We start from the raw sequence: 23,571 nt of genomic DNA, 5'->3' as shown, positions 1-23,571 counted from the left end.
GCTAGCCGTCCTCGCCGTACTTGCCGGCCGGCTCGGCGACCGGGTCGACCGCCAGGCGGTAGCCGCGCTTGACCACGGTGGCGATCAGGCGGGGGGTGCCGAGCGCGGCGCGCAGCCGGGCCATCGCGGTCTCCACCGCGTGCTCGTCGTCGCCGCTGCCGGGCAGGGCCCGCAGGAGTTCGGCGCGGGGCACGACCCAGCCGGGGCGGCGGGCGAGGGTGCGGAGGAGTGCCATGCCGGCGGGCGGTACGGGCCGCAGGTCGCCGTCGACGAGGGCGGCCTGGCCGCGCAGTTCCAGGGTGTGCCCGGCGACGGCGAGGCGGCGGGCGCGCTCGGGGAGCTGCGCGGTGAGGGTCTGCACCATGGCGCCGAGCCGCATGCGCTCGGGCCAGACGGTGGCGATGTCGAGGTCCTCCAGCGGGGCGGCCGTGACCGGTCCCACGCAGACCGGCAGGACGTCCCGGCGCAGGGCGTGCAGCAGGTCGGCGGTCTGGCCGCGCTCGGCGGCCCGGTCGAGGAGGCTGATGGCGGCGGGGGCGGAGGTGAAGGTGACGGCGTCCAGGGAGCCGCTGCAACACGCGTCGAGGAGGCGGTCGACGGGGGCCAGGTCCACCGGCGGGAGCCAGCGGTAGACGGGCACCTCGACGACCTCGGCGCCGGCGGCGCGCAGGGATTCGACGAAGTCGCGCAGCGGGGCGCCGTGCAGCTGGACGGCGATGCGCCGGCCGTCGACGCCCTGCTCCAGGAGGCGCTCCAGCACCTCCACGGAGGACTCGGACTCGGCGGACCACGCCTCCCGGAGGCCGGCGGCACGGATGGCGCCCTTGGCCTTCGGTCCGCGGGAGAGCACGCTGGCCTTGCCGAGGCCGCGGACGAGGTCGTCGAAGAGGCCCCAGCCCTCGGCGGCCTCGATCCAGCCGCGGAAGCCGATGCCGGTGGTCGCGACGGCGATGTCCGGCGGGTCGGCCACGAGGGCGCGGGTGGCGTTGAGGAGTTCGGTGTCGTCGGCGAGCGGCACGATCCGCAGGGCGGGTGCGCGCAGGACGGCTGCCCCGCGGCGCTGGAGGAGGGCGGCCAGCTCGTCGGCGCGGCGGGCTGCGGTGATGCCGATGGTGTAGCCCGCCAGCGGCGGGGCGGCTTCGGGCGACGGCACGAGGGCGGTGGTCGCGCTTGCGGTCGTGTCGGCCATGGGCAGACGTCCTTCGTGGAGCGCCCCGGAGGCTGTCGGCGGGCCCTGGGGGCGGTGCCTCCCGCCTGCACCCGGCAGGGTGTCGGTCGGTCGGCGGACTGGGTGGGTGGGCCGCCATCGTCCCGCGCCGGGGTCACACCACCGGGTCGGTCGGATTTCCGGCTTGTTTCGCAGGTGAGGGCCGGTCCGCCGCGGCGGACCGGCCCTCGTGCGGATCAGACCTCGGCGAGTGCGGGGGAATTCGCCGCGACGGAGGAGGCCGCGGGGCGCCGCAGGTACGCGACCCAGGTGAGGACGAAGCAGATCGCGTAGGCGATCAGGAAGGAGACGAAGGCGGGGGTGCCGCTCTTGGTGGTGAGGAAGGACTGGCGGAAGGCGAGGTTGATGAAGAGGCCGCCGAGGGCGCCGACCGCACCGATCACGCCGATCGCCGCACCGGACATCCGGCGGGACCAGGCGGCCGCCTCCTCCGCGGTGTCGCCGGCGGCGATCCGGTCCTGGGCCTTGGCCTCGAAGATGCCCGGGATCATCTTGTAGGTCGATCCGTTGCCGAGCCCGGCGAAGACGAAGAGGCCGATGAAGCCGACGAGGAAGACCGACAGGGACTTGATCGAGGAGGCGTAGGTCACCAGGCCGGCGGCCGCGGCCATCGCGACGAAGTTCCAGAAGGTGATCCGGGAGCCGCCCCAGCGGTCCGCCAGCCAGCCGCCGAACGGGCGGATGACCGAGCCGAGCAGGGGGCCGATGAAGGTGAGCTGGGCGGCCTCCAGCGGGGTCCGGCCGAACTGGTTCTGCAGGACGAGGCCGAAGGCGAACGAGAAGCCGATGAAGGACCCGAAGCTGCCGATGTAGAGCACCGCCATGATCCAGGTGTGCTTCTCCTTCAGGATCGCGCCGAAGGTGCCGGTGTCGTTGCTCAGCGGGGCCAGGTTGTCCATGAACAGCGCGGAGCAGAGCGCGGCGACCACGATCAGCGGGATGTAGATGCCGAGCACGATCTTCGGCTGGGTCGCGCCGGCCCAGGTGATGACGCCGAGCGCGACGAGCTGGATGACCGGTACGCCGATGTTGCCGCCGCCCGCGTTGAGTCCGAGCGCCCAGCCCTTCTTGCGCAGGGGGAAGAAGGCGTTGATGTTGGTCATGGAGGAGGCGAAGTTGCCGCCGCCGACGCCGGTGAGCGCCGCGACCACCATGAACGTGGTGTACGAGGTGCCCGGGTGCATGACGTACAGCGCCGCGAGGCTCGGTACGAGGAGCAGCACCGCCGACACGATCGTCCAGTTGCGGCCGCCGAAGCGGGCCACCGCGAAGGTGTAGGGAATGCGGACGAAGGAGCCGACGAGGGTCGGCATCGCCACCAGGAAGAACTTGCCGGCCGGGTCGATGCCGTAGTCCTTGCCCATGAACAGGACCATGACCGACCACAGGCTCCAGATGGAGAAGCCGACGTGCTCGGAGAAGACGGAGAAGATCAGGTTGCGGTTGGCCACGCGGCGGCCGGTGCGCTCCCAGAATTCCGTGTCCTCCGGCTGCCATTCCTGGATCCAGCGGCCGCCTGTTCTGCGCTGGGCTGTGTCGCTCATCGGTCTCCCCTTGCGTGCCGGTGCCTGCCCTGCCCGTGCTGTCGTGAACGACGCTAGAAGTCCGGGGTTTCCGCTTCGTTGTGCTCTGTGAAGCCTGCGGAACCGTCCTCTCACCCGCCCGGCGCCGGCCGTGTGAGGCGACGGAAACGCACGAAGGCCGCCCTCCGTGGTGGAGGACGGCCTTCGGTGCACATGGGGTGGTGGAGATGCCGGGAATCGAACCCGGGTCCAGCGGAGTGGATTCAGGACTTCTCCGAGCGCAGTCCGCTGTGCTTTTCTCGGCCCCGGCAGTCACGCGGACAAGCCGCCGACAGGCCCAGCTGCTGTTTGATTTCCCTTCCGCCCCCGCAGCCGGGGCGGACGGTTGAGTTCCCTAGATTATGCCAGGGTCCGGGTCGGGAACTCCCCGGTCTGACACCCTATTCGCTTCGCTGATCAGGCAGCGAGAGCGAACTGCGGGGTATCGCGCTTGGTGTTGGCGATTATTTTTTTGCGGCAGGTGGTTATCGAGATCATTGCCGCGTTCCTCGGCTCGCTTCTCCTGTTTCGACTACCTCTGTCGAAACCGATCATCCCCATGTTGATTTGACAAACAGCTCCGGAGGGCGGGCCCTCCGGCGGTGCAAGAGCCATGGTACGCGCTCGGCCCCGGGAGGGTCCAGCGCATTACCGCACGGCGGCGCGCGGGGGTACCCCCGGCGGTCAGCCGCCGCCGGCCCGCTGCTTGCGGCGCGCCGCGGCGATGGCGCGGTCCGACTCGCGGCGGTCCTGCTGCTCCCGCAGCGTCTGCCGCTTGTCGTACAGCTTCTTGCCGACCGCGAGCGCGAGCTCCAGCTTGACCCGGCCGTCCTTGAAGTAGAGCGAGAGCGGCACGAGCGTGTGGCCGGTCTCCTTCACCTTGGACTCCAGCTTGCGGATCTCCAGCTTGTGCAGCAGGAGCTTGCGCTTGCGCTTGGCCGAGTGGTTGGTCCACGTGCCCTGGGTGTACTCCGGGATGAACACGTTGTCGATCCAGGCCTCGTGGCCCTGGATGTACGCGTACCCGTCGACCAGGTTGGCACGGCCCTCGCGGAGCGACTTCACCTCGGTGCCGGTCAGCACCATGCCGCACTCGTAGGTGTCGACGATCGTGTACTCGTGCCGCGCCTTCTTGTTCTGCGCGATGAGCTTGTTGCCCTTTTCCTTTGCCATAGCGCCGACATTGTCGCATCCCGCCGCGGTGGTCGACAGTCCTTTTGGCGCCGGGGGCTCAGCGGCGCGTCCCGAGGCCGGCCAGGACGCGCAGGGCGAGCCCGTCGGCGGCCCCCGGCGCCGCGGCGACGTCCGGCTGCAGGCCGACGCCGTCCGGGGAGCGGCCCTCGGGCGTGTAGTAGCGGCCGACGGTGAGCTCCACCACACCGCCGTCGGCCAGCCGGCTGGGCTGCTGCACCGTGCCCTTGCCGAACGTCCGCGCGCCCACCAGGACGGCCCGGCAGCGGTCCTGCAGCGCGCCGGCGAGCAGTTCGGCGGCGCTCATCGTGCCGCCGTCCACGAGCACCACCAGCGGCGTCGCGGTGTCCCCGCCCGCCGGGGCGGTCAGCTCGCGGCGCTCGCCGCGCGACTCGTACGCGGCGACCGCGCCGCCGTCGAGGAAGATCGAGGCGGTCCGCACCGCCTCCTCGACCAGGCCGCCGGAGTTGCCGCGCAGGTCGAGGACGACCGCCTGCGCTCCCCGGGCCGCCGACCTGACCTCGTCGGCCACGCCGCTGGTGAAGCCGCGCACGGCGATCCGGACGACACCGGGCGAGGGGCGGTCGACGGAAACCTCCTGGGCGGCGAGCACGGCCCGGCCGAGCACCAGCTCGCGCGGGGCGTCGGCGCCGCGGCGCACGGTGAGCTCGACCGTCCGCGACGCCGAGCGGGAGGCGGTCGGCTCCGCGGCCGCCCGGCCGCGCAGCCGGGCCACCACCTCGGTCACCGGCAGGCCGTCGGCCTGGGTGCCGTCCACGCTCAGCAGGCGGTCGCCGGCGGCGATGCCGGCCCGCGCCGCGGGACCGCCGGGCTGCACGGCGGTGACGGCGGTCGCGCCGTCCAGGGTGCGGTCGACCGTCAGGCCGACGCCGAGGTACCGGCCGCGGAGGAGTTCCGCGTACTCCTGCGGGCTGAGGTAGGCGGCCCACCGGTCGCCGCTGGCGTCGACGAGCGCCTCGGCCTGCTGCGGGCTGAGGTCGGCGCCGGTGACGTCGCGGCCGGCCTTCAGCTGGGCGGCGGCGTCCATGGACGGCGCGGGCGGTACGGCCGGGGGCTCGCCCCAGGCGCCGGTGGCGGCGCCGGTGAACAGCACGGCGCCGAACACCAGGGTGAGCGTGGCCCCCTGGCGTACCCGACGTCGACTTCCCGGCATGCACCGGAGTCTAGGGTGCGGCACCCGGCGCGGGCGACGAAATGCCCGGTCCGGACGCCGCACGGCCCCGGACGGCGGGTGCCGTCCGGGGCCGTGCGGTGTGTCGGGGCGTCAGACCTTCAGGTACTTGCGGAGGGTGAAGAAGGCGGCGACGCCGGCCATCACCATGCCGACCACGACCAGCAGCGGGATGACCGTGAGCACCGAGGAGAGGCCGATGAACTGGATGAACAGCACCCGCTTGGCCAGCCAGTGCTGCACGAAGAAGTGCCCGAGCAGCAGCAGGCCGGAGGCCATCACGGCACCCAGCAGGGCGGACACCGCGGCCTCGGCGATGAACGGCATCTGCACGTAGAAGTTCGAGGCGCCGACGAGGCGCATGATGCCGGTCTCCCGGCGGCGGCTGAACGCGGACACCCGGACGGTGTTCACGATCAGCAGCAGCGCCACGAAGAGCATCAGCACCATGATCACGAACGCCGCGGTCTGCAGGCCGTTCAGCAGGCCGAAGAGGTTCTCCAGGATGCGCCGCTGGTCGTCGACCGACTTCACGCCGGGCTTGCCGGCGAACGCGCTCTGGATGACGTCGTACTTGGTCGGGTCGCTGAGCTTGACCCGCCACGACTGCGGCATCGCCTCCGGACCGACCGCCGCGAGCAGCGGGTTGTCCGGGTTCGACTCCTTCCAGTGCTTGTACGCCTCGGAGGAGGACTCCAGGGTCGCCTGCTGCACCAGCGGCTTCATCTTGTCGAGCTGGGCCTTCACGGCCGTGACCTGGTCGGCGGTGGCCGCCCCGCTCGCACACTGCGCGGACGCGGCGCCGTCGAACTTGGTGCAGAAGGAGATGCTGACCTCGACCTTGTCGTACCAGTACCCCTTCATCGAGTTGACCTGGTCGCGGACCAGGAGGCTGCCACCGGCGAGGGCGAGGGAGAGGGCGACACTGACGATGACCGCGATGGTCATCGTCAGGTTGCGGCGAAGGCCGATGCCGATCTCCGACAGGACGAACTGGGCGCGCATGCTTCTCTCAATCCAGGGTCAATGCAGGCAGGGCGGTCAGGCGTTACGGCGGCGACTAGTTCTGGTAGCCGTACACACCGCGGGCCTGGTCGCGGACCAGCAGGCCCTTGTCGAGCTCGATCACGCGCTTGCGCATCTGGTCGACGATGGCCTGGTCGTGCGTGGCCATCAGCACGGTGGTGCCCGTGCGGTTGATGCGGTCGAGGAGCTTCATGATGCCGACGGAGTTCTGCGGGTCGAGGTTTCCGGTCGGCTCGTCCGCGATCAGCAGCATCGGGCGGTTGACGAAGGCCCGGGCGATCGCCACGCGCTGCTGCTCACCACCGGAGAGCTCGCCGGGCATGCGGTCCTCCTTGCCGCCGAGGCCGACCAGGTCGAGAACCTCGGGCACCACCTTGGCGATGGCGCTCTTCGGCTTGCCGATGACCTCCAGGGCGAACGCCACGTTCTGCGCCACGGTCTTGTTCGGCAGCAGGCGGAAGTCCTGGAAGACGGTGCCCAGCTGGCGCCGCATGTGCGGCACCTTCCAGTTGGAGAGCTTGCCGAGGTCCTTGCCGAGCACGTGCACCGCACCGGTGCTCGGCCGCTCCTCGCGCAGGCACAGCCGGAGGAAGGTGGACTTGCCCGAGCCGGAGGACCCGACGAGGAAGACGAACTCGCCCTTCTCGATCTCCAGCGAGACGTTGTCCAGGGCAGGACGGTTCTGCTTGGGATAGATCTTGGAGACGTTGTCGAATCTGATCACGGCTGCATCACGGAGGCCATCCTAGGTGGGTCCGTCCGCGCCCCAGGCCGGGAGCGGCGGTCGGAACGGCATCCTCCCCCACCGCTCCAGGTCTGGGACCATACGCGAACCACATGCCGACCTGCAGTCCCCGGTCGGGTACGGACCGAGCTTTCGTAGGCGATTGCCCCGTTCTGTCCCGAAAAGGAGAGGCCGCGCGATGCGACCGATCTCACAGTCGGCACCGGGAAGCCCGCCACTGCGGGCGCCGAGCGACCGCGAACCTGGCACAGTGGAGGGACGGACCGGAACCATCGGCTCGTCCGGTGCGTTGGCAGTGACAGCAAGGAGGAGATCGCATGACCTGCGACCATCTGGTGTGCGCCAACTGCAACGGCCGCGTGAGCGAGGGCCGGTGCCCGGTGTGCCGCGCCAACCGGGCCCGGCTGCAGGAGCAGCAGGGGCCGTTCGCCGCGCTGACCCCGACGGCCCTGCTCGCCCTGCTGGTCGGGCTGTTCGCCGTGGTGCTCATCGCCCGGCAGGCGCTGGCCTGAGACGTTCGAAGGGCCCCGGAGCTCGAAGCTCCGGGGCCCTTTCGTCATGCCGTCACCGCGGCGGCCGGCTCACCGTCCCGCGCCGCCCGTGCGGGCGGGGCCGCCTCCGGTGCCGTGCGCGACGGTCACCGGGACCGCCGACCCCCTCGGGGCCGGTTTCAGCTCGCGGCCTCGCGCTGCTTGCGCCAGCGGATGCCGGCCTCGATGAAGCCGTCGATGTCGCCGTCCAGCACGTTCTGCGGGTTGCCCACCTCGTGCTCGGTGCGCAGGTCCTTCACCATCTGGTACGGGTGCAGCACGTAGGAGCGCATCTGGTTGCCCCAGGAGCTGCCGCTGTCCTTGAGCGCGTCCATCGCGGCGCGCTCCTCCTTGCGGCGCAGCTCCAGGAGCTTGGCCTGGAGGACGTTCATCGCCGACGCCTTGTTCTGGATCTGCGAGCGCTCGTTCTGGCAGGACACCACGGTGCCGGTCGGGAGGTGCGTGATGCGCACCGCCGAGTCGGTGGTGTTGACGCCCTGGCCGCCGGGGCCGGAGGCGCGGTACACGTCGATGCGCAGCTCGCCCTCGTCGATGTCGACGTGGTCGGACTGCTCGACGACCGGCAGCACCTCGACGCCCGCGAAGGACGTCTGGCGGCGGCCCTGGTTGTCGAACGGCGAGATCCGCACGAGGCGGTGGGTGCCCTGCTCGACGGAGAGCGTGCCGTAGGCGTACGGGGCCTTCACGGTGAAGGTCGCCGACTTGATGCCGGCCTCCTCGGCGTACGACGTGTCGTAGACCTCGGTCGGGTAGCCGTGGCGCTCGGCCCAGCGCAGGTACATGCGCATCAGCTGCTCGGCGAAGTCGGCGGCGTCGACGCCGCCCGCCTCCGCACGGATGTTGACGAGGGCCTCGCGGGCGTCGTACTCGCCGGACAGGAGGGTGCGGACCTCCAGCTCCTGGACGGCCTTCTTGACCGACCCGAGCTCGCTCTCGGCCTCGGCCCGGGTGTCCGCGTCGGCCTCGGCCTCGGCGAGCTCGAAGAGGATCGCGAGGTCCTCGACGCGGCTGCGGAGGGTCTCGACCCGGCGCAGCTCGCCCTGGAGGAAGGAGAGCCGGCTGGTGACCTTCTGGGCGTTCACGAGGTCGTCCCAGAGGTCGGGGGCCGCTGCCTCCTCCTCGAGGCGCGCGAGGTCGGCCCGGATCTTGTCCAGGTCGAGGACGGCCTCGATCGACCCCATGGTCGTTTCGAGGTTCTTGAGCTCTTCGGAAGGATCGACGGCTGCCACGCCTCCAGCGTAATGGTTCGCGGAGACGGTTCGGCTACACCGGGGGCACCCCGGGGCCCGCGGGGCCCTGCGGGGGCGCCCACCCGGCGGCCGCCGACGCGGCCGCGGACCCGCCGGACCCGCCGGACCCGCCCGACCCGTGCGACTCGGCGGCGAACGCGCTGAACGCGGCGGCCGCGCCGGCGAGCAGGAGCACGGTGGCGATCAGCACCGCCAGCATGCGGCGGCGGCGCACCAGCCGGCGGCGGCGGTGGCTGGTGACCGGGGCGGCCGAGCGCTGGGCCCGGGACTCCGCGGCGTACGAGGCGAGTTCCTGTGCGGAGGGGCGGCGCAGGCTGGTGTGGGTGTCCCGGGTGGAGTCCGGGGTGGGGGCGGGCACGAGCGGGACGGCCGGGCCGCGCCGGCGGCGGTGGGCTCCGGACCCGGCGTCGGCCTCGGCGTACACGGCCTCGGCCGGAGTGGGCAGGTCGTCGGCGGGGCTGCGCTGGGCGGGCACCGTGAGCGGGGGCAGCCCGGCCAGCACGGGCAGCTGCTCGCGGAGCCGGGCGGCGAGCTCGGAGGCGCGCAGCCGGGAGGCGGGGGCCTTGGCCAGGCATTCGGAGATGATCCGCCAGAGGCCGTCGGGCATGCCGGGCACCGGCGGGACGCTCTCGGTGACGTGCCGGCGCAGCACCGCGCCGGTGTGCCCGCCGCCGAAGGGCGTGAACCCGGCGAGGAGCTCGTAGAGCACGGTGGCGAGGGCGTAGATGTCGACGGCCGCGCGGGGCTCCAGGCCCTCGATGATCTCGGGGGCGAGGTAGTCGGGGGTGCCGATGATGCGGGTGGCACGGGTGCGGCGGGGGGCGTCGACGAGGCGGGCGATGCCGAAGTCGGTGAGCTTGGCGCGGGGTGCGCCGCCGACGCCGGGCGGGGCGGCGAGGTCGAGCAGGACGTTCTCGGGCTTCACGTCGCGGTGCACGATGCCGGCGGCGTGCGCGGCCGCGAGGCCGTCGGCGACGTCGGCGATGACGGAGGCGGCGGCCAGCGGGTCGAGGACGCCCTCGCGCTCCAGCCGGGTGCGCAGGTCGGTGCCCTTGACGAGGTCCATGACGAGGGCGAGGTCGCTGCCGTCGACGACCATGTCGTGCACGCCGACGACCCGCGGGTGGTCGAGGCCGGTGAGGGCGGCGCGCTCCTGGACGAAGCGTCCGACCAGCACCTGGTCGGACGCGAGGTCCTCGCGCAGCAACTTGACGGCCACCGGCCCGTCCGGGCCCTCCCCCAGCCACACGGTGCCGGCCGATCCCCGGCCGATCACCTGGTGGACGGTGTAGCGGCTGCCGATCTTGCGTGCCAATGCTGCTCCGTGGGCTCGGTAGGTCGGTGCTCAGCGACCAACCTACGCGCCCGGGTGGCCTCCGGGGGGCGCCGGAGGCCGCTGGGAGAACGTCACATGACGGAAAATTTGTGAACTGTCGACAAAGCGCCAAAATCACGGCCGGCGGACCGGCGGCCGGGTCGCCGGTTCACGGCGCACCGGCTCCGGTCACGGCGTGCCGCCGCCGCCCAGCCCGCTGATCCAGTCGCTCACCTCGGTGAACCAGCCCTTCACGTTCTCCCAGTAGACGGGCAGGTCGGTGAAGTTCCAGAGCGCCACGGCGGCGATCGCCAGGATCAGCAGCACCATCAGGCAGCCCTTGAGGCAGCCGAGGCCGGGGATGTACATCCGGTTCCGGCTGCGGCCGCGCGGCTCCCGGGCCGGCGCCGGCTCGCGGCGCTGCGGCGCGGGCGGCTCGGCCCTGCGCTGCGGGGCCGGCTCCTGGCGCCGCGCCGGGGCGGGCGGCTGGGGCTGCGGCGGCGGGTACGCCTGCGGCGCGGCCGGCTGCCGGCCGTACTGCGGCGGCTGGGGCTGCGGCGGCTGGCGGTAGCCCTGCGGGGGCTGGGGCTGCTGCGGGGGCTGCTGCCGGGCCTGGTACGGCGGCGGGGCCACCGGGGGCCGCTGGGCGTAGCCGCCCTGGCCGCGGCCCTGCTGGGGCTGCGGCGGCGGCTGCTGCCGGTGCGGCGGCTGGGGGTACTGCGGCTGGGGGTACTGCGGCTGCTGGGGCTGCTGGCGTCCCGGACCGGCCTGGTAGGGCTGCGGGGCCACCTGCGGGCGGTCCAGCTCCTCCGGGTCGAAGTAGCCGATCTGCGTCTGCTGGTTGCGGTCGCGGGCCGCCCGCATCTGGGTCTGCCACGGGTGGGGCGCCTCGGGCTCGGCGCCCGGCGCGGCGGGCGGGCCCGGCGGCACCGGAGGCATGACCCGGGTGCGGTCGCCACCGGCCGCGGGCGCCTGCGGCATCATCTGCGTGCGGTCCTCGGAGCCCGCCCCGACACCGGGGACGACCTGGGTCGCGGCGCCGGGGTCGAAACCGGGGTCGAACCCCCGTGCGGGCAGCATCTGCGTCGCGTCCGCGGAGCCGGCCGGTGCGGCGGCAGCGGCAGCGGCAGCAGCGGCGGAGGCGGCGGCCAGGGCCGGGTCGGGCAGCAGCAGGTCGCCGACCGCGAGGGCCTCCTCCACCGCCACCGGAGAGGCGTGCACCCCGACGCCTGCGGCGACGACCCGCAGCGCCCGGGCGAGCGAGGTGGAGGTCGGGCGCTCGGCGGGGTTCTTGCGCAGGCAGCGCTCGATGACCGTCCAGAGCGGCTCCGGCATGGAGCGGGGCCGCTCCGGCTCCTGCGCCAGGTGGGCCTGGAGCACGGCCAGCGGCCCGTCGCCCTGGAACGGGGGACGGCCGGTGACCAGCTCGTACAGCATGATGCCCGCGCCGTAGACGTCGACGGCGGCGGTCTGCGGCCGCCCCTCCGCGGACTCCGGCGCAACGTACGTCGGCGTGCCGACGAACTCGTGCGTGCGCGTGATGCCCGGGGAGTCGGCGAGCCGCGCGATGCCGAAGTCGGTGAGCATCGGGTGCATCTGCTCGACGCCGTCCGCGGTGAGCGTGGTGGCGAGCAGCACGTTCGCGGGCTTGAGGTCCCGGTGCACGACGCCGTCGGCGTGGCTGACGGCCAGCGCGTCGGCGACCTGGGCCATCAGGAGCGACCCGGCGATCGGGCTGAGCGGCCCGTTCGAGCGCAGGTAGCGGTAGAGGTCGGGGCCCTCCACGAGGTCCATGACCAGCGCCAGGAGCTCGCCCTCCACCACGAGGTCGCGGACCCGCACGATGTTGGGGTGGGACAGCCGGAGCAGCACCGAGCGCTCCCGCAGGAAGCGCATCACGACGTCCGGGTCGGTGGCGAGCTCCTCGCGCAGCACCTTGACCGCCACGGCGCGGCCCGGTTCCATCCCGGGCACGACGGCGTCCTCGCGCACGCGGCCGCGGAAGACCGTGCCGGTGGCCCCGCGCCCGAGGGTCTCCTCGATCAGATATTTGCTGCCGACGGGCCGCACCTGTGACTCCTGTGGTCGCTCGCCCCGCTGCCCGGTGGTCGGGCAGGGTGGCCACGTTTTCGGAAACTCTAACGGTGCCCGGCCGCGTTGCCGAGGCGATCACCCGGCGTGCTGGACGGAACTCTCCGGGCCGTTCCACCGGGGAAGACCCCCGTGACGTGCCGTCGGTTCCACCGGCGGGATCATCGCAAGATCGTCAAATCCGGTACCGTGCCCGGACTGTCGCTCCAGGGTGGCAGGATGGCAGGCACCACACGCGTGCAGAAGGGACCTGGGCGAGATGCAGATCCGGCTGACCGTCCTTCGACCGCGCAGCGGCGCGTCCGGTGCCGGGTCGTCCACGGACGTACTGGTCACGGCACCCGCCGGGACGGCGCTCGGCGCGGTCGCCGGGGCGCTCGCGGGCGCCGCAGGCGTGCGCGGGCCGCGATCCGCCGCCCAGGTGCAGCTCTACGCCGGGGCGGAGCTCGTCGACGACCAGGCGCTGCTCGGCCACCCGCCGCTGCTCGACGGCGCCGTCCTCTCCCTCGGCGAACCCGACCCGGACACCGAACCCGCCGACCTCCCCGCCGGCGCCGAGCTGCGCGTCGTCGGCGGCCCCGCCGCCGGCGGCGTGCACCGCCTGCACGGCCGGGAGATCACCGTCGGCCGCTCCAGCGACGCCGACGTGCCCCTCGACGACCCGGACGTCTCCCGCCTCCACCTCTCCCTGCACCTCGCCGACGACGGCGTCACCGTGCGCGACCTCGGCTCCACCAACGGCACCCGGCTGGACACCCGGTACCTGCGCGACGAGAGCGCCGACCTGCCCGACGGCGAACTCGTCCGCCTCGGCGAGTCCACCCTGCAGATCACCCGCCCCCGCACCGGGCCCGCCGCGGGCACCCCCCGCACCGCCGCACCGGACGGCGACGGCCACCTCCAGCTGCCCGACCGCCTCACCGCCCGCACCACGCCCGCCGCCCCGCCCGCACCCGAACCCGCACCGCAGGAACCCGGCAGCCGCACCCGCGGGCTGCTCTCGCTGCGGCGCGCCCGCTCCGCCCCGGCCGAGCCCGCCCCCGAGGCGGCCGCCCGGCACGCGGCCGTCCGCGCCCACCAGGCCGCCGCCCGGCGCGAGCGCTGGCCCGACCCCGCGGCACTCCTGCTGACCGCGCTCGGCCCCGGCCCCCGCCTGTGGGAGCGCACCCCCACCCACCCCGACGCGCTCGCCGTCCGCCTCGGCACCGCCGACCGGCCCGGCGGTCCCGGCACCGCCCCGGGCACCCTGCTGCCCGCCGTGCCCGTCACCGTCGACCTGCAGGCCGCCGGCAGCCTCGGCCTCGCCGGCCCGCGCGAACGGCTCACCGGTCTCGCCCGGACCGTCCTCGCCCAGCTCGCCGTGCTGCACCCGCCCGGCGGCCTCGCCCTCGTGGTGGTCGCCGCCGACGAGCAGCGGGCCGCCGACTGGCACTGGACGATGTGGCTGCCGCACCTGCGCCCCGGCCACGGCCAGGACTGCCGCCTGCTCACCGCCTTCGACGCCGAGCAGGCCGAGGCCCGGCTCACCGAACTGACCGCCGCCGCGGACGGCCCGGACGCCACCGTCGTCCTGGTCGACGGCGACCCCGGCACGCCCGCCGCCCGGGCCGCGCTCGAACTGCTGCTGCGCCAGGGGCCCGCCGCCGGGGTCTTCGCGCTCTGCCTCGCGGCGAGCCCCGAGGACCTCCCCGCCGGCACCGGCGCCCGCGCCACCGTGACCGGCGAGGTCGGCACCCTCCTCACCGTCGACCTCACCGTGGACGGCGCCCGCGAGCGGATCGAGGACGTCGCCCTCGACGCCGTGCCCGCCGCCTGGACCGAGCGGCTGGCCCGCGCCCTCGCACCGCTGCGCGAGTCCGCCCCCGCCGCCCGCGGACCGCTGCCCGACGCCCTCCGCCTGCTCGACCTGCTGCGCCTGGAGGCCGTCACCCCCTCGAAGCTCTCCGACCGCTGGGCGGCCCTGCCCGACGGCGCGGGCAGCGCCACCGCCCTCCTCGGCACCGGCCGCGACGGCGTGCTCACCCTCGACCTCGCCGGGTCGGACGAGCCCGCCCAGAACGGCCCGCACCTCCTCGTCGGCGGCGCGCCCGGCTCCGGCAAGACCGAGCTGCTCCGCACCCTGATCGCCTCCCTGGCCGTCGCCGAACGCCCCGAGCGGCTGGAGGTCACGGTCATCGAGTCGCGCTCCCCCGTCGGCGGGGACGGCGCGGCGGGCCTGCGCAGCTGCACCGACCTCCCGCACGTCACCGCGCACCTCGACGCCGCCGCCGACCCCCGGCAGGCCCTGCTCACCGCCGAGGCCCTGCTCGACGAGCTGGCGCACCGCGAGGCGCTCCTCGACGGGCAGGACTTCACCGCCTGGCACACCGGCCGGATACTCCGCAGGACACCCGCGCTGGTCACCGCCGGCGGCCCCGCCGCACCCGGAGCCCGCACGGCGGCGGTCGGCGAGCAGCGGCGCCCCGCCGACCACCCGGCCGACCGGCCCGGCGCCGCCGCACCCGGCGGCGACCACGGCCGCGGAGACCACGGCGACGGTCCGGGCCCGGCCCGGATGATCGTCGTCGTCGACGACCTGGACGCGCTGTACGCCCCGACCTCGCCGGCCGGGCGTCCGCTGGCCCGCGCCCTCGGCGCGGTCGCGGAGCGCGGCGGGCGGCTCGGCATGCACGTGGTCGCCGCGACCGGTTCCCCCGAGCGCACCTCCGGCACGGAGATCGACGAGGCGGCGCAGCTGCGGATCGCGCTCCGTACCGACCAGCCCGCCGAGTCCGACCAGCTCATCCACCTGCCGGACGCCGCCGCGGTGCCGGAGGACACCCCCGGCCGCGGCTACCTGCGGCGCCCGGACGGCGGCGTCACGGCCTTCCAGTCCGCCCGGGTCGGCGGCCGCATCCCGCGGACGTCCACCCTGCGGCCGACCGTCGTCGCGATCGACCCGCTGCAGCTCGGCGCACCGCCGACCCGCCGGCCGGTCCGGGAGCTGGGCAACGGGCCCACCGACCTCGCCCTGCTGGCGAGCGCCCTGCAGCGGGCGGCGGCCCAGGGCTGACGCCGGGGCCGCCGCGCGGGACGGCAGGGGTCAGGGCCGCTCACCGGCCGCGGAGACCACGGCGCGTTCCAGGACGGCGCTCCGCCCGAGGACCTCGCCGTCCCTGGTCTCCCGCTCCCCCAGGAACGCGTACGTCGCACGGTCGAAGATCCACTCGGTGCGCAGGCCGCCGGAGGTGTGGGCGACCGCCACGCCGTGCCGGCCGGAGGCGTCCACCGCGTCCGGCACCGCCGTCACGCCGGGGATCCTCGCCGCCGCCCGGTAGAGGGCGGCCGTGACCGCCGGCGGCGCGAGCTGCTCCCGCAGCAGGTCACCGATGGTGGCGAACGCCTCCTGGTCGGGGCTCACGCCCGCGCCGCGGGTGTCCGCGTAGATGCGGGCGAGGAGTTCGTCGGGCCGGGTGGGCAGCGAGGCGAGGAAGCGGTACGTCGGCGCGTTCACGCCGGGCGCGGTGTTGGGCTCCAGCGGCTCGCTGCCGTCCGGGTTCGGCGGATACGGGTCGCCGGGCTTCACGGCGCGGCCCGGCCGCTGCCCCTCCTCGACGAGCAGGCCGGGCCTGCTGCCGTCGACGGACTGCCACAGCTGCCGCTCGTGCGGGGTGCCGGCCGGCACCTGCTCGTGCGTGGCCTCGTTCGAGCCGGAGAACGCCACGAGCGACCGCACGTAGACGAACCGCCCGTCCCGCGCGTCCGGCACCGGCTGGCCGGCCGCGCCGGACGCCGCCCGGTCGAGCACCTCGGCGGCGCTCACCTCCGTGCCGCCGCCGGCGGTCAGCACCAGGGCCAGCGCCAGACCTCCCGCCAGGGCGGGCACGGCCGCCCAACGGAGCCGGCGGTACGGCCGGGCACCGCCACGTGCCTGCCGCGTGCTGCTGATCTCGTTCATCAGGTGTCCCCTCAACAACCGGTGGCGGTCGGCCGGGAGCACCGGCTCCCGTGTCGGCTGAACATTCATCGGGTGTCCTCCCCGGTCGACCGGACCGCTCGGACGCGGTCACTTCCTACCTGTCCGCCGCCGTGCGGCGGTTCCGTGCGGGCCGGGCGGAGTTCCGCCTCGGCGAAGGTCCGCAGCCGGGCGCGGGCCCGGGAGAGCCGGGATCGGACGGTGCCGACCGGCACCCCGAGCGCCTCCGCCGCGGACGCGTAGTCGAGCCCGACCCAGACGCAGAGCCGGAACACCTCACGGTCGCCGCGCCGCATCCGTGCCAGCGCGCGCCGGGCCGCGGCGAGGCGCTCGACGTCGTCGAGGCGGGAGACGAGCTCGTCGGCGAAGTCCGGCACCGGATCCCGCGCGGGCAGCCGCGCCATCGCGGCCCGGTGCCGCCGGGCGGACCGGGCGGTGTTGCGCAGCACGTTGGTGGCGATGCCGAAGAGCCAGGGCCGCACGGGCCCGCCGTCCTCCAGGAGGCGGTCGCGCTGCCGCCACGCCTCCAGGAAGGTCAGCGAGACGGCGTCCTCCGCGGCGGACCTGTCCCCCAGTGTCCGGGCAGCGTAGGCGAACAGTGCCTGTGCGTGCTCATCGAAGATCTCCCCGTACGCGCTCTGGTCCCCGGCGCGCAGTCGCGCCCGCAGTGACGGCTCCACGCCCCTCCCTGTCCGCACCGGCGGGGCGGTTCCGTGTGACGCGGGTCACGGCACGCCGCGAGGGCGGCACCGTCGGGTGACGGTGCCGCCCTCGCGGGTGGCTGCTCAGCGGCCGGCGCGCAGGAGGGTCCGGATGACCCGCATCGCGACGGAGAGGCTGGACAGCTCGTAGGTGTCGGAACCCCTTATGTCGTCGAGCGTGGTCCGCGCCCGGGTGAGCAGGGTGCCGTTGAGCTCGGCCCAGGCCTGGTAGCGGTCCTCCGGGGAGGATCCCTCGGGGCCGCAGGCGAGGACGTCGGCGGTCAGTGCGGAGTGTGCCGCGAAGAGGTCCTCGCGGATCGCCGCACGGGCCATCGAGGACCACCGGTCGGTACGGGGGAGCTCGATGATGCGGTCCAGCAGGTGGGTGATCTGCAGGCGGTCGGCGAGGTCGTAGTAGAGCTCGGCGACCTCCATGACGTCGGCCTCGGAGCGGTCCGCGACGCCGACGATGTCGAGGGTCGGGAAGGCGGAGGAGAGGCCGGCGATGCGGGTGGCCAGGTCGTCGGGGACGCCGGCCGCGGCCAGCTCCCGGTGGATCGACTCGAACCAGACCGCGTCCTCGCCGCGCAGCGGCTTGGGCAGGGAGTCCCAGACCTGGTTGACCCGGTCGTGGAAGAACGCGATGGTGCCGGCGATGTCGAGCGGCTGGCGCCGGTTGTTGAGCATCCAGCGGGTGGCGCGCTCGACGAGGCGGCGCACGTGCAGCCGCATCTTGGTCTGCACCCGGGCGGTCACCCGGGTGTCGAGCGCCTCGACCTCGTCCCAGAGCTGCTCCAGGCCGAAGACCGCGCGGGCCGCGGCGTGGGTGCGGGCGATCTCCTCCATGGTCGCGCCGGTCTCCTCGCGGAGCCGGAAGGCGAAGGTGCAGCCGCCGCGGTTGATCGTGTCGTTGACGATCAGGGTGGTGATGATCTCGCGGCGCAGCGGGTGGTGGTCGATCGCGTCGGCGAAGCGGGTCCGCAGGGCGGTCGGGAAGTACTGGTGGAGGGCGGCGCGGAAGTACGGGTCGTCGGGCAGCCCGGTGGCGAGCAGCTCGTCGGCCAGGGTGATCTTGGTGTAGGCGAGCAGCACGGACAGCTCGGGCTGGGAGAGTCCGCGGCCGGCCTGCTGGCGGTCGCGGATGAGCTTCTCGGCGGGCAGGAACTCCAGGGCCCGGTCGAGCTGTCCGGCGGCCTCCAGCCGGTTGATCATGCGGGCGTGCACGTTGACCATGCTGGGGGCCTGGGCGACGGCGTTGGCGAGCACGACGTTCTGCGCGTAGTTGTTGCGCAGCACGAGGTGGCCGACCTCGTCGGTCATCTCGGCGAGCAGGACGTTGCGCTGCTTGACCGTCATGTCGCCGTCGGCGACGACCTGGTTGAGCAGGATCTTGATGTTGACCTCGTGGTCCGAGGTGTCGACGCCGGCCGAGTTGTCGATGGCGTCGGTGTTGATCCAGCCGCCGGTCTGCTCGGGGCCGCCGGTCGCGGCGAACTCGATGCGGCCGAGCTGGGTGCAGCCGAGGTTGCCGCCCTCGCCGATGACGCGGGCGCGGACGTCGCTGCCGTTGACGCGGATCGCGTCGTTGGCCTTGTCGCCGACCTCGGCGTTGGTCTCGGTGCTCGCCTTGACGTAGGTGCCGATGCCACCGTTCCAGAACAGGTCGACGGGGGCCTGCAGGATGGCCTTCATCAGCTCGGCCGGGGTGATCTTGGCCTGGCCGATGCCGAGGCGCTCGCGCACCTGCGGGGAGAGCTGGATGGCCTTGGCCGTCCGCGGGAAGACGCCGCCGCCGGCGGAGACCAGCGAGCGGTCGTAGTCGTCCCAGGAGCTGCGCGGCAGGTCGAAGAGCCGGCGGCGCTCCGCGTACGAGACGGCGGCGTCCGGGTTCGGGTCGAGGAAGATGTGCCGGTGGTCGAAGGCCGCGACGAGGCGGATGTGCTCGCTGAGCAGCATGCCGTTGCCGAAGACGTCGCCGGACATGTCGCCGATGCCGACGACGGTGAAGTCCTCGGACTGCGTGTCGACGCCGAGTTCGCGGAAGTTGCGCTTGACGGACTCCCAGGCGCCGCGGGCGGTGATGCCCATGCCCTTGTGGTCGTAGCCCGCGGAGCCGCCGGAGGCGAACGCGTCGCCCAGCCAGAAGCCGTACGACTCGGCGACGCCGTTGGCGATGTCGGAGAAGGTGGCGGTGCCCTTGTCGGCGGCGACGACGAGGTAGGTGTCGTCCTCGTCGTGGCGGACGACGTCGACGGGGTGGACGACCTCGCCGCCCTTGAGGTTGTCGGTGATGTCGAGCAGCGCCGAGATGAAGGTCCGGTACGAGGCGATGCCCTCGGCGAGCCAGGCGTCCCGGTCGACGGACGGGTCGGGGAGCTGCTTGGCGACGAAGCCGCCCTTGGCGCCGACCGGCACGATGACGGTGTTCTTGACCATCTGGGCCTTGACCAGGCCGAGGATCTCGGTGCGGAAGTCCTCGCGGCGGTCGGACCAGCGCAGGCCGCCGCGGGCGACCTTGCCGAAGCGCAGGTGCACGCCCTCGACGCGCGGCGAGTACACCCAGATCTCGAACGCCGGGCGCGGCGCCGGAAGGTCCGGGATGCCCTGCGGGTCGAGCTTCATCGACACGTAGGAGTGCCAGGAGCCGTCGTCGGCGTGCTGGAAGAAGTTGGTCCGCAGGGTGGCCTTGATGAGGTGGAGGAAGGAGCGCAGGATGCGGTCCTCGTCGAGCGAGGCGACCTCGTCGAGGGCGCCGTCGAGCTCCTCCATCAGCCCTTCGGTGAGCTCGGCGGAGCCGAGCCGGTGGCTGGGGCTGAGCCGGGCCTCGAAGAGGTTGACCAGCAGCCGGGTGGTGTGGGCGTTGTTGCGGAGCGCGTCCTCCATGTAGTCCTGGGAGAACGTGCTGCCGGCCTGCCGCAGGTACTTGGCGTAGGCGCGGAGCACCACGGCCTGGCGCCAGGTCAGCCCGGCGGTGAGGATCAGGCCGTTGAAACCGTCGTTCTCGGCGCGGCCGGTCCAGGTGGCGGAGAACGCCTCCTGGAAGCGGTCGCGGGCCTCGTCGGTGAGGCCGGTGGCCTCGCGCAGCCGCAGGCCGAAGTCGTAGACCCAGGCGGTGGTGCCGTCGGAGCGCTTCAGCGCGTACGGGTGCTCGTCGAGCACCTCGACGCCCAGGCGCTGCAGCACCGGCAGGACCTCGGTGAGCGAGATCGGGCCGCCGACGCGGTAGATCTTGAAGCGCCGCTCGTCGTCCCCGGCGCCGACCGGCTGGTAGAGGTTGAGGCGGAAGTCGCCCTCGCCGTGCAGCGACTCGATCTGCTTCAGGTCGGCGACGGCGGTGCGCGCGGTGAAATCGGCGCGGTAGCCGTCGGGGAAGGCGTTGCCGTACCGGTGGGAGAGTTCGGCGGCGCGCTCCTCGCCGAGCTCGATGTGCAGCTGGTCGTGGAAGCCGTCCATCCAGAAGCGGGCGGCGTCGGCGAGCCGGGTCTCGATCCGCTCGGTCTCGGCGTCGGTGAGCTGCGGCAGCGGGGTGCCGGGGGCGACCCGCACGACGAAGTGCAGGCGGGTGAGGACGGACTCGGTCGCGTAGACGGTGTAGTCGACCGTCTCGCCGTTGAGCTCCTCCTTGAGGAGGTCCATCAGGCGCAGCCGGATCCGCGTGGTGTAGCGGTCGCGCGGCAGGTAGACGAGCGCGGAGAAGTAGCGCCCGTACTCGTCCTGGCGGAGGAACAGCCTCAGCCGGCGGCGCTCCTGCAGGTAGAGGACGTTGGTGGCGATGGTGAGGAGTTCCGCGGCCGGGGTCTGGAACATCTCGTCCCGGGGGAAGGTCTCCAGGATCTGCAGCAGGTCGCGGCCGTCGTGGCTCTCGTCGGAGAAGCCCGAGGTGGTGATGACCTCCTGGACCTTGCGGCGGACGACCGGGATGCGGGTGACCGACTCGGTGTACGCGGCGGAGGAGAAGAGCCCGAGGAAGCGGCGCTCGCCGACGACCTCGCCGTTGGCGTCGAACTTCTTCACGCCGACGTAGTCGAGGTAGGCGGGGCGGTGCACGGTGGCCCGGCTGTTGGCCTTGGTGAGCACGAGGAGCTTCTTCTCGTGCGCCTTGGCGCGGACGGGCGCGGAGAGCCGCCCGAACGCCTCGCTGACCGGGTGGTGGTCGGTGTCGTGGCTGAACGGGTCGGCCCGCAGGATGCCGAGGCCGGTGCCGGCGACGGCCTTGAGCACCTCCTCGCCCTCGTGCTCGACGAGGTCGTACTCGCGGTAGCCGAGGAAGGTGAAGTGGTCGCCGGCGAGCCAGCGCATGAGCTCCCAGGCCTCGCCGACCTCCTGCTCGGGCAGGTGGGCCGGGGGCTGCTCGGCGAGCTCGTCGGCGAGACGGAGCGCGGAGTCGCGCATCTTCGTCCAGTCCTCGACGACCTCGCGGACGTCGCCGAGCACGCGGCGCAGGTTGGCCTCGATCGCCCGGAGGTCCTCGCGGTCGGTCTCGCGGTCGATCTCGATGTGCATCCACGACTCGACGACGGCGTCGGCGGGCCACTCGGCGCCGCCGGCCTGGCTGCGGGAGCAGGCGTCGACGTCGAGGATCTCCAGCAGCCTGCCGGTGATGTCACGGCGGACGGCGAGCTGGGGGTGGACGACGAGGTGGATCGCCCGGTCGAGGCGGGTCAGCTCGTTGGTGACCGAGTCGACGAGGAAGGGCATGTCGTCGGTGACGACCTCGACCACGGTGTGGCCGCAGGACCAGCCGTTCTCGTCTACGGAGGGGGTGTGCACCCGCACCTCGGCGGTGCCCTGGGGCCGCTTGAGTCCCAGCCGGTAGTGGGAGGCCGCCGCGCCGTACACGTCGACCGGGTCGCGGTCGACCAGGTCCTCGGGCGCGGTGTGGAGGTAGTAGTGGTGCAGGTACGCGGTCAGAGCACCGTTGCTCAGACCCTCCCCTGGCGCCGCTCCCCCCACCTGGCTGTTCTCAGCGGCTGCTGCTGCCTTGGCGAGCAGTTCGGCCTTGGCTGCGTCCAGCTTGGTCTGCATGGCTTCTTTGGCTCCTGTCGCGCGCCGTTGCGTGACTCGGTGACGGCTTGGTGTGCACCGCCGGGTCCGTCCGCAATCCTCCCGCAGCGCCCGGACGAAAACCGCTCGTGCCACGCATGAGCGGCCCTGCGTCCGGGTACGACAAGACGTTTGGCCCGCGGGAGGAACCCGGCGACGCCAGTCAGCCTAACCGCATGAAACGAAGGTGTCAGGGGACACGGAGGAGCAATCCCGCAGGAAGCGCGCGCCCGAATGGACACCATGTCCAAACCGCCGGGCGTGCTCGTGTCAGCGCCTGTCAGGTGTTGCGCGCCCGTCATCCCCCGTGTCTGCGAACGTCATGCGCCGGCCGCCCGGCCTCCTCCGCCGGCGCGGAACGCCCGCGGCCCGACGCCTCGGCCGGTGAGGTGTCCGGCCGGTGCGACGGCCTCGGCCGGTGAGGTGCCCGGCCGGTGCGACGGCCTCAGCCGGTGAGGTGCCCGGCCAGTGCGACGGCCTCCGCCAGCGTGTCCGCCACCGGCACGCCGACCGCCTCCAGCTTCTGCCGGGTGTGCGAGCCGCCCGCGTACAGCACCGCGTGGATGCCGGACTCCAGCGCCGCCTCCGCGTCGTCGACCGCATCGCCGATGAGCACCGTCCGGGCCGGGTCCAGCCCGGGTCCGAGCGCGGCCAGGTGCGCCGCCAGGAAACCGGCCTTGCGCCCGCCGGACGCGCCGGTGCGGCCGTCCACGCGGACGAAGTGCCGGGTCAGCCCGAAGGCGTCCACCACCGGCACCAGCCGCTCGTGCGCGTACATCGACAGCAGCGACTGGCTGCGGCCCGGCCCGGCGCTCCAGCCGGTCAGCAGCTCGGGCACGCCCTCCGTCAGCCCGCAGGCGGGGCTCAGTTGCGTGTAGCGGTCGTGGAAGGCGTCGTCCAGGGCCTCCCACTCGGCCTGGCTCGGCACCCGGCCGAGCAGCCGCTGGTAGAAGCGGGGGATCGGGATCTCGTACTGCTCCCGGTACTCCTGCAGGCTCAGCGGCTGCAGCCCGACGGTCGCGAAGGCGGCGTTGCTGGCACCCAGCACGGCCTCCATGTCGTGGAAGAGCGTGCCGTTCCAGTCCCAGACGATGTGCGTGCGCATCCGGGAACGCTACCCGGCCCCGCCGGCGCTCAGGCCAGCAGGCCCGGGATCTCCTGCGTCGCGAACCAGAGCAGCTCGTGGTCCTCGGCGCCGTCGACGGTGAACTGCGCGTCCTCGTCGCCCTTGTCGGCCGCGGCGACCGCGTCGGCGGCCGCGGCGATGTCCGCCACCACGTCGGCGTCCGCGACGTCCGCGTGCACCGCGGCCGCCTTCACGAGCGGCACCGGGCCGTGCAGCACGACCCGGCCGAGCGAGGCCTGGTCCTGGTACTCGTCGCCGGCGAACGCGCCGACCGCGGAGTCGGCGACCTCGACCGCCACCACCACCCGGCGGCGCGGCACCGCCGGGTCGGCCGCCATCAGCCGCAGCGAGGCCTGCCCGGCCCGGTTGAGGGCCGCGTACTCCAGCTCCTCCAGGTCGTCGCTGACGTACCACTCGCGCAGGGCGGGCGTGACGGCGTACGCCGCCACCTGCTCCAGCACACCGCCGGGATGCGCCGCCGCCAGGCCGGTCAACGTGGTGGGCACGTACACACGCATCGGTGGCACTCCGCTCTCGGTCGTGCGGGCCGTCGGGCCGCGCCCGCGGCGACCCCAGGATACGGGGCGGGTGATCG

Annotated in this window: 16 protein-coding genes and 1 other RNA gene; 2 read left to right on the top strand and 15 right to left on the bottom strand. The window is 73.6% G+C overall.

The genetic code is table 11. The annotated features are described in order from the left end of the window. Position 1 precedes the first annotated feature (1 nt). From SNE206_RS13995 to ftsE, 7 genes are all read right to left on the bottom strand, one after another. Complete coding sequence (locus SNE206_RS13995) at positions 2 to 1,189, bottom strand: uroporphyrinogen-III synthase (protein ID WP_407913649.1); 1,188 nt, start codon at positions 1,187 to 1,189, stop codon at positions 2 to 4. A 215-nt stretch (positions 1,190 to 1,404) separates the two neighbouring features. Then, the gene (locus SNE206_RS13990) at positions 1,405 to 2,772 is read right to left on the bottom strand and encodes a nitrate/nitrite transporter (protein WP_407913648.1); all 1,368 of its coding nucleotides are present in this window, start codon (positions 2,770 to 2,772) and stop codon (positions 1,405 to 1,407) included. A 198-nt stretch (positions 2,773 to 2,970) separates the two neighbouring features. After that, positions 2,971 to 3,349, bottom strand: a transfer-messenger RNA (tmRNA) gene (gene ssrA / locus SNE206_RS13985). A gap of 125 nt (positions 3,350 to 3,474) precedes the next feature. Then, on the bottom strand, positions 3,475 to 3,963 hold the full coding sequence (gene smpB, locus SNE206_RS13980) for an SsrA-binding protein SmpB (protein ID WP_405013105.1): 489 nt from the start codon (positions 3,961 to 3,963) through the stop codon (positions 3,475 to 3,477). Positions 3,964 to 4,021: 58 nt separating this feature from the next. Next, positions 4,022 to 5,155 carry a S41 family peptidase gene (locus SNE206_RS13975; RefSeq protein ID WP_407913647.1) on the bottom strand — a complete coding sequence of 378 codons (1,134 nt, stop codon included), beginning with the start codon at positions 5,153 to 5,155 and terminating at the stop codon, positions 4,022 to 4,024. A gap of 111 nt (positions 5,156 to 5,266) precedes the next feature. Continuing rightward, entirely contained in the window at positions 5,267 to 6,178 is a 912-nt protein-coding gene (gene ftsX / locus SNE206_RS13970; RefSeq protein WP_405013103.1) for a permease-like cell division protein FtsX, read from the bottom strand. 55 nt (positions 6,179 to 6,233) lie between these two features. Beyond that, entirely contained in the window at positions 6,234 to 6,923 is a 690-nt protein-coding gene (ftsE, locus tag SNE206_RS13965; protein ID WP_405013102.1) for a cell division ATP-binding protein FtsE, read from the bottom strand. Positions 6,924 to 7,261: 338 nt separating this feature from the next. Here ftsE and SNE206_RS13960 point away from each other — a divergent pair, with 338 nt between their 5' ends. Next, complete coding sequence (locus SNE206_RS13960; protein WP_407913646.1) at positions 7,262 to 7,456, top strand: hypothetical protein; 195 nt, start codon at positions 7,262 to 7,264, stop codon at positions 7,454 to 7,456. Positions 7,457 to 7,614: 158 nt separating this feature from the next. On the opposite strand, the gene prfB is transcribed toward SNE206_RS13960, so the two are convergent. The 3 genes from prfB to SNE206_RS13945 form a co-directional block, all read right to left on the bottom strand. Next, positions 7,615 to 8,724: a peptide chain release factor 2 gene (gene prfB / locus SNE206_RS13955; RefSeq protein ID WP_407913644.1), complete on the bottom strand. Its 1,110-nt coding sequence runs from the start codon at positions 8,722 to 8,724 to the stop codon at positions 7,615 to 7,617. 34 nt (positions 8,725 to 8,758) lie between these two features. Next, the gene (locus SNE206_RS13950; protein WP_407913643.1) at positions 8,759 to 10,060 is read right to left on the bottom strand and encodes a serine/threonine-protein kinase; all 1,302 of its coding nucleotides are present in this window, start codon (positions 10,058 to 10,060) and stop codon (positions 8,759 to 8,761) included. A 189-nt stretch (positions 10,061 to 10,249) separates the two neighbouring features. Continuing rightward, positions 10,250 to 12,130: a serine/threonine-protein kinase gene (locus tag SNE206_RS13945; RefSeq protein WP_407913642.1), complete on the bottom strand. Its 1,881-nt coding sequence runs from the start codon at positions 12,128 to 12,130 to the stop codon at positions 10,250 to 10,252. Positions 12,131 to 12,410: 280 nt separating this feature from the next. On the opposite strand from SNE206_RS13945, the gene SNE206_RS13940 reads away from it, so the two are divergent. Then, complete coding sequence (locus SNE206_RS13940; protein WP_407913641.1) at positions 12,411 to 15,203, top strand: FHA domain-containing protein; 2,793 nt, start codon at positions 12,411 to 12,413, stop codon at positions 15,201 to 15,203. A gap of 30 nt (positions 15,204 to 15,233) precedes the next feature. On the opposite strand, the gene SNE206_RS13935 is transcribed toward SNE206_RS13940, so the two are convergent. The 5 genes from SNE206_RS13935 to SNE206_RS13915 all read right to left on the bottom strand — a co-directional run bounded on the left by SNE206_RS13935 (position 15,234) and on the right by SNE206_RS13915 (position 23,494). Next, a complete protein-coding gene (locus tag SNE206_RS13935; protein WP_407913640.1) occupies positions 15,234 to 16,157 on the bottom strand; it encodes a CU044_5270 family protein in 924 nt (307 codons plus the stop codon). After that, positions 16,154 to 16,786, bottom strand: coding sequence for an RNA polymerase sigma factor (locus tag SNE206_RS13930; protein WP_407913639.1), 633 nt, complete (start codon positions 16,784 to 16,786; stop codon positions 16,154 to 16,156). Before SNE206_RS13930 ends, SNE206_RS13935 begins: the two co-directional genes overlap by 4 nt. A 105-nt stretch (positions 16,787 to 16,891) precedes the next feature. Continuing rightward, positions 16,892 to 21,832, bottom strand: coding sequence for an NAD-glutamate dehydrogenase (locus tag SNE206_RS13925; RefSeq protein ID WP_407913638.1), 4,941 nt, complete (start codon positions 21,830 to 21,832; stop codon positions 16,892 to 16,894). Positions 21,833 to 22,295: 463 nt separating this feature from the next. Further along, positions 22,296 to 22,955 carry an HAD family hydrolase gene (locus SNE206_RS13920; RefSeq protein WP_407913637.1) on the bottom strand — a complete coding sequence of 220 codons (660 nt, stop codon included), beginning with the start codon at positions 22,953 to 22,955 and terminating at the stop codon, positions 22,296 to 22,298. A gap of 29 nt (positions 22,956 to 22,984) precedes the next feature. Continuing rightward, positions 22,985 to 23,494, bottom strand: a complete 510-nt coding sequence (locus SNE206_RS13915; RefSeq protein WP_407913636.1) for a DUF6912 family protein — start codon at positions 23,492 to 23,494, stop codon at positions 22,985 to 22,987. Positions 23,495 to 23,571 lie beyond the last annotated feature (77 nt).

Source organism: Kitasatospora sp. NE20-6 (assembly GCF_045862635.1).
Note: the sequence above shows the minus strand (reverse complement) of the source record. Positions and strands in the feature narration are given on the sequence as shown.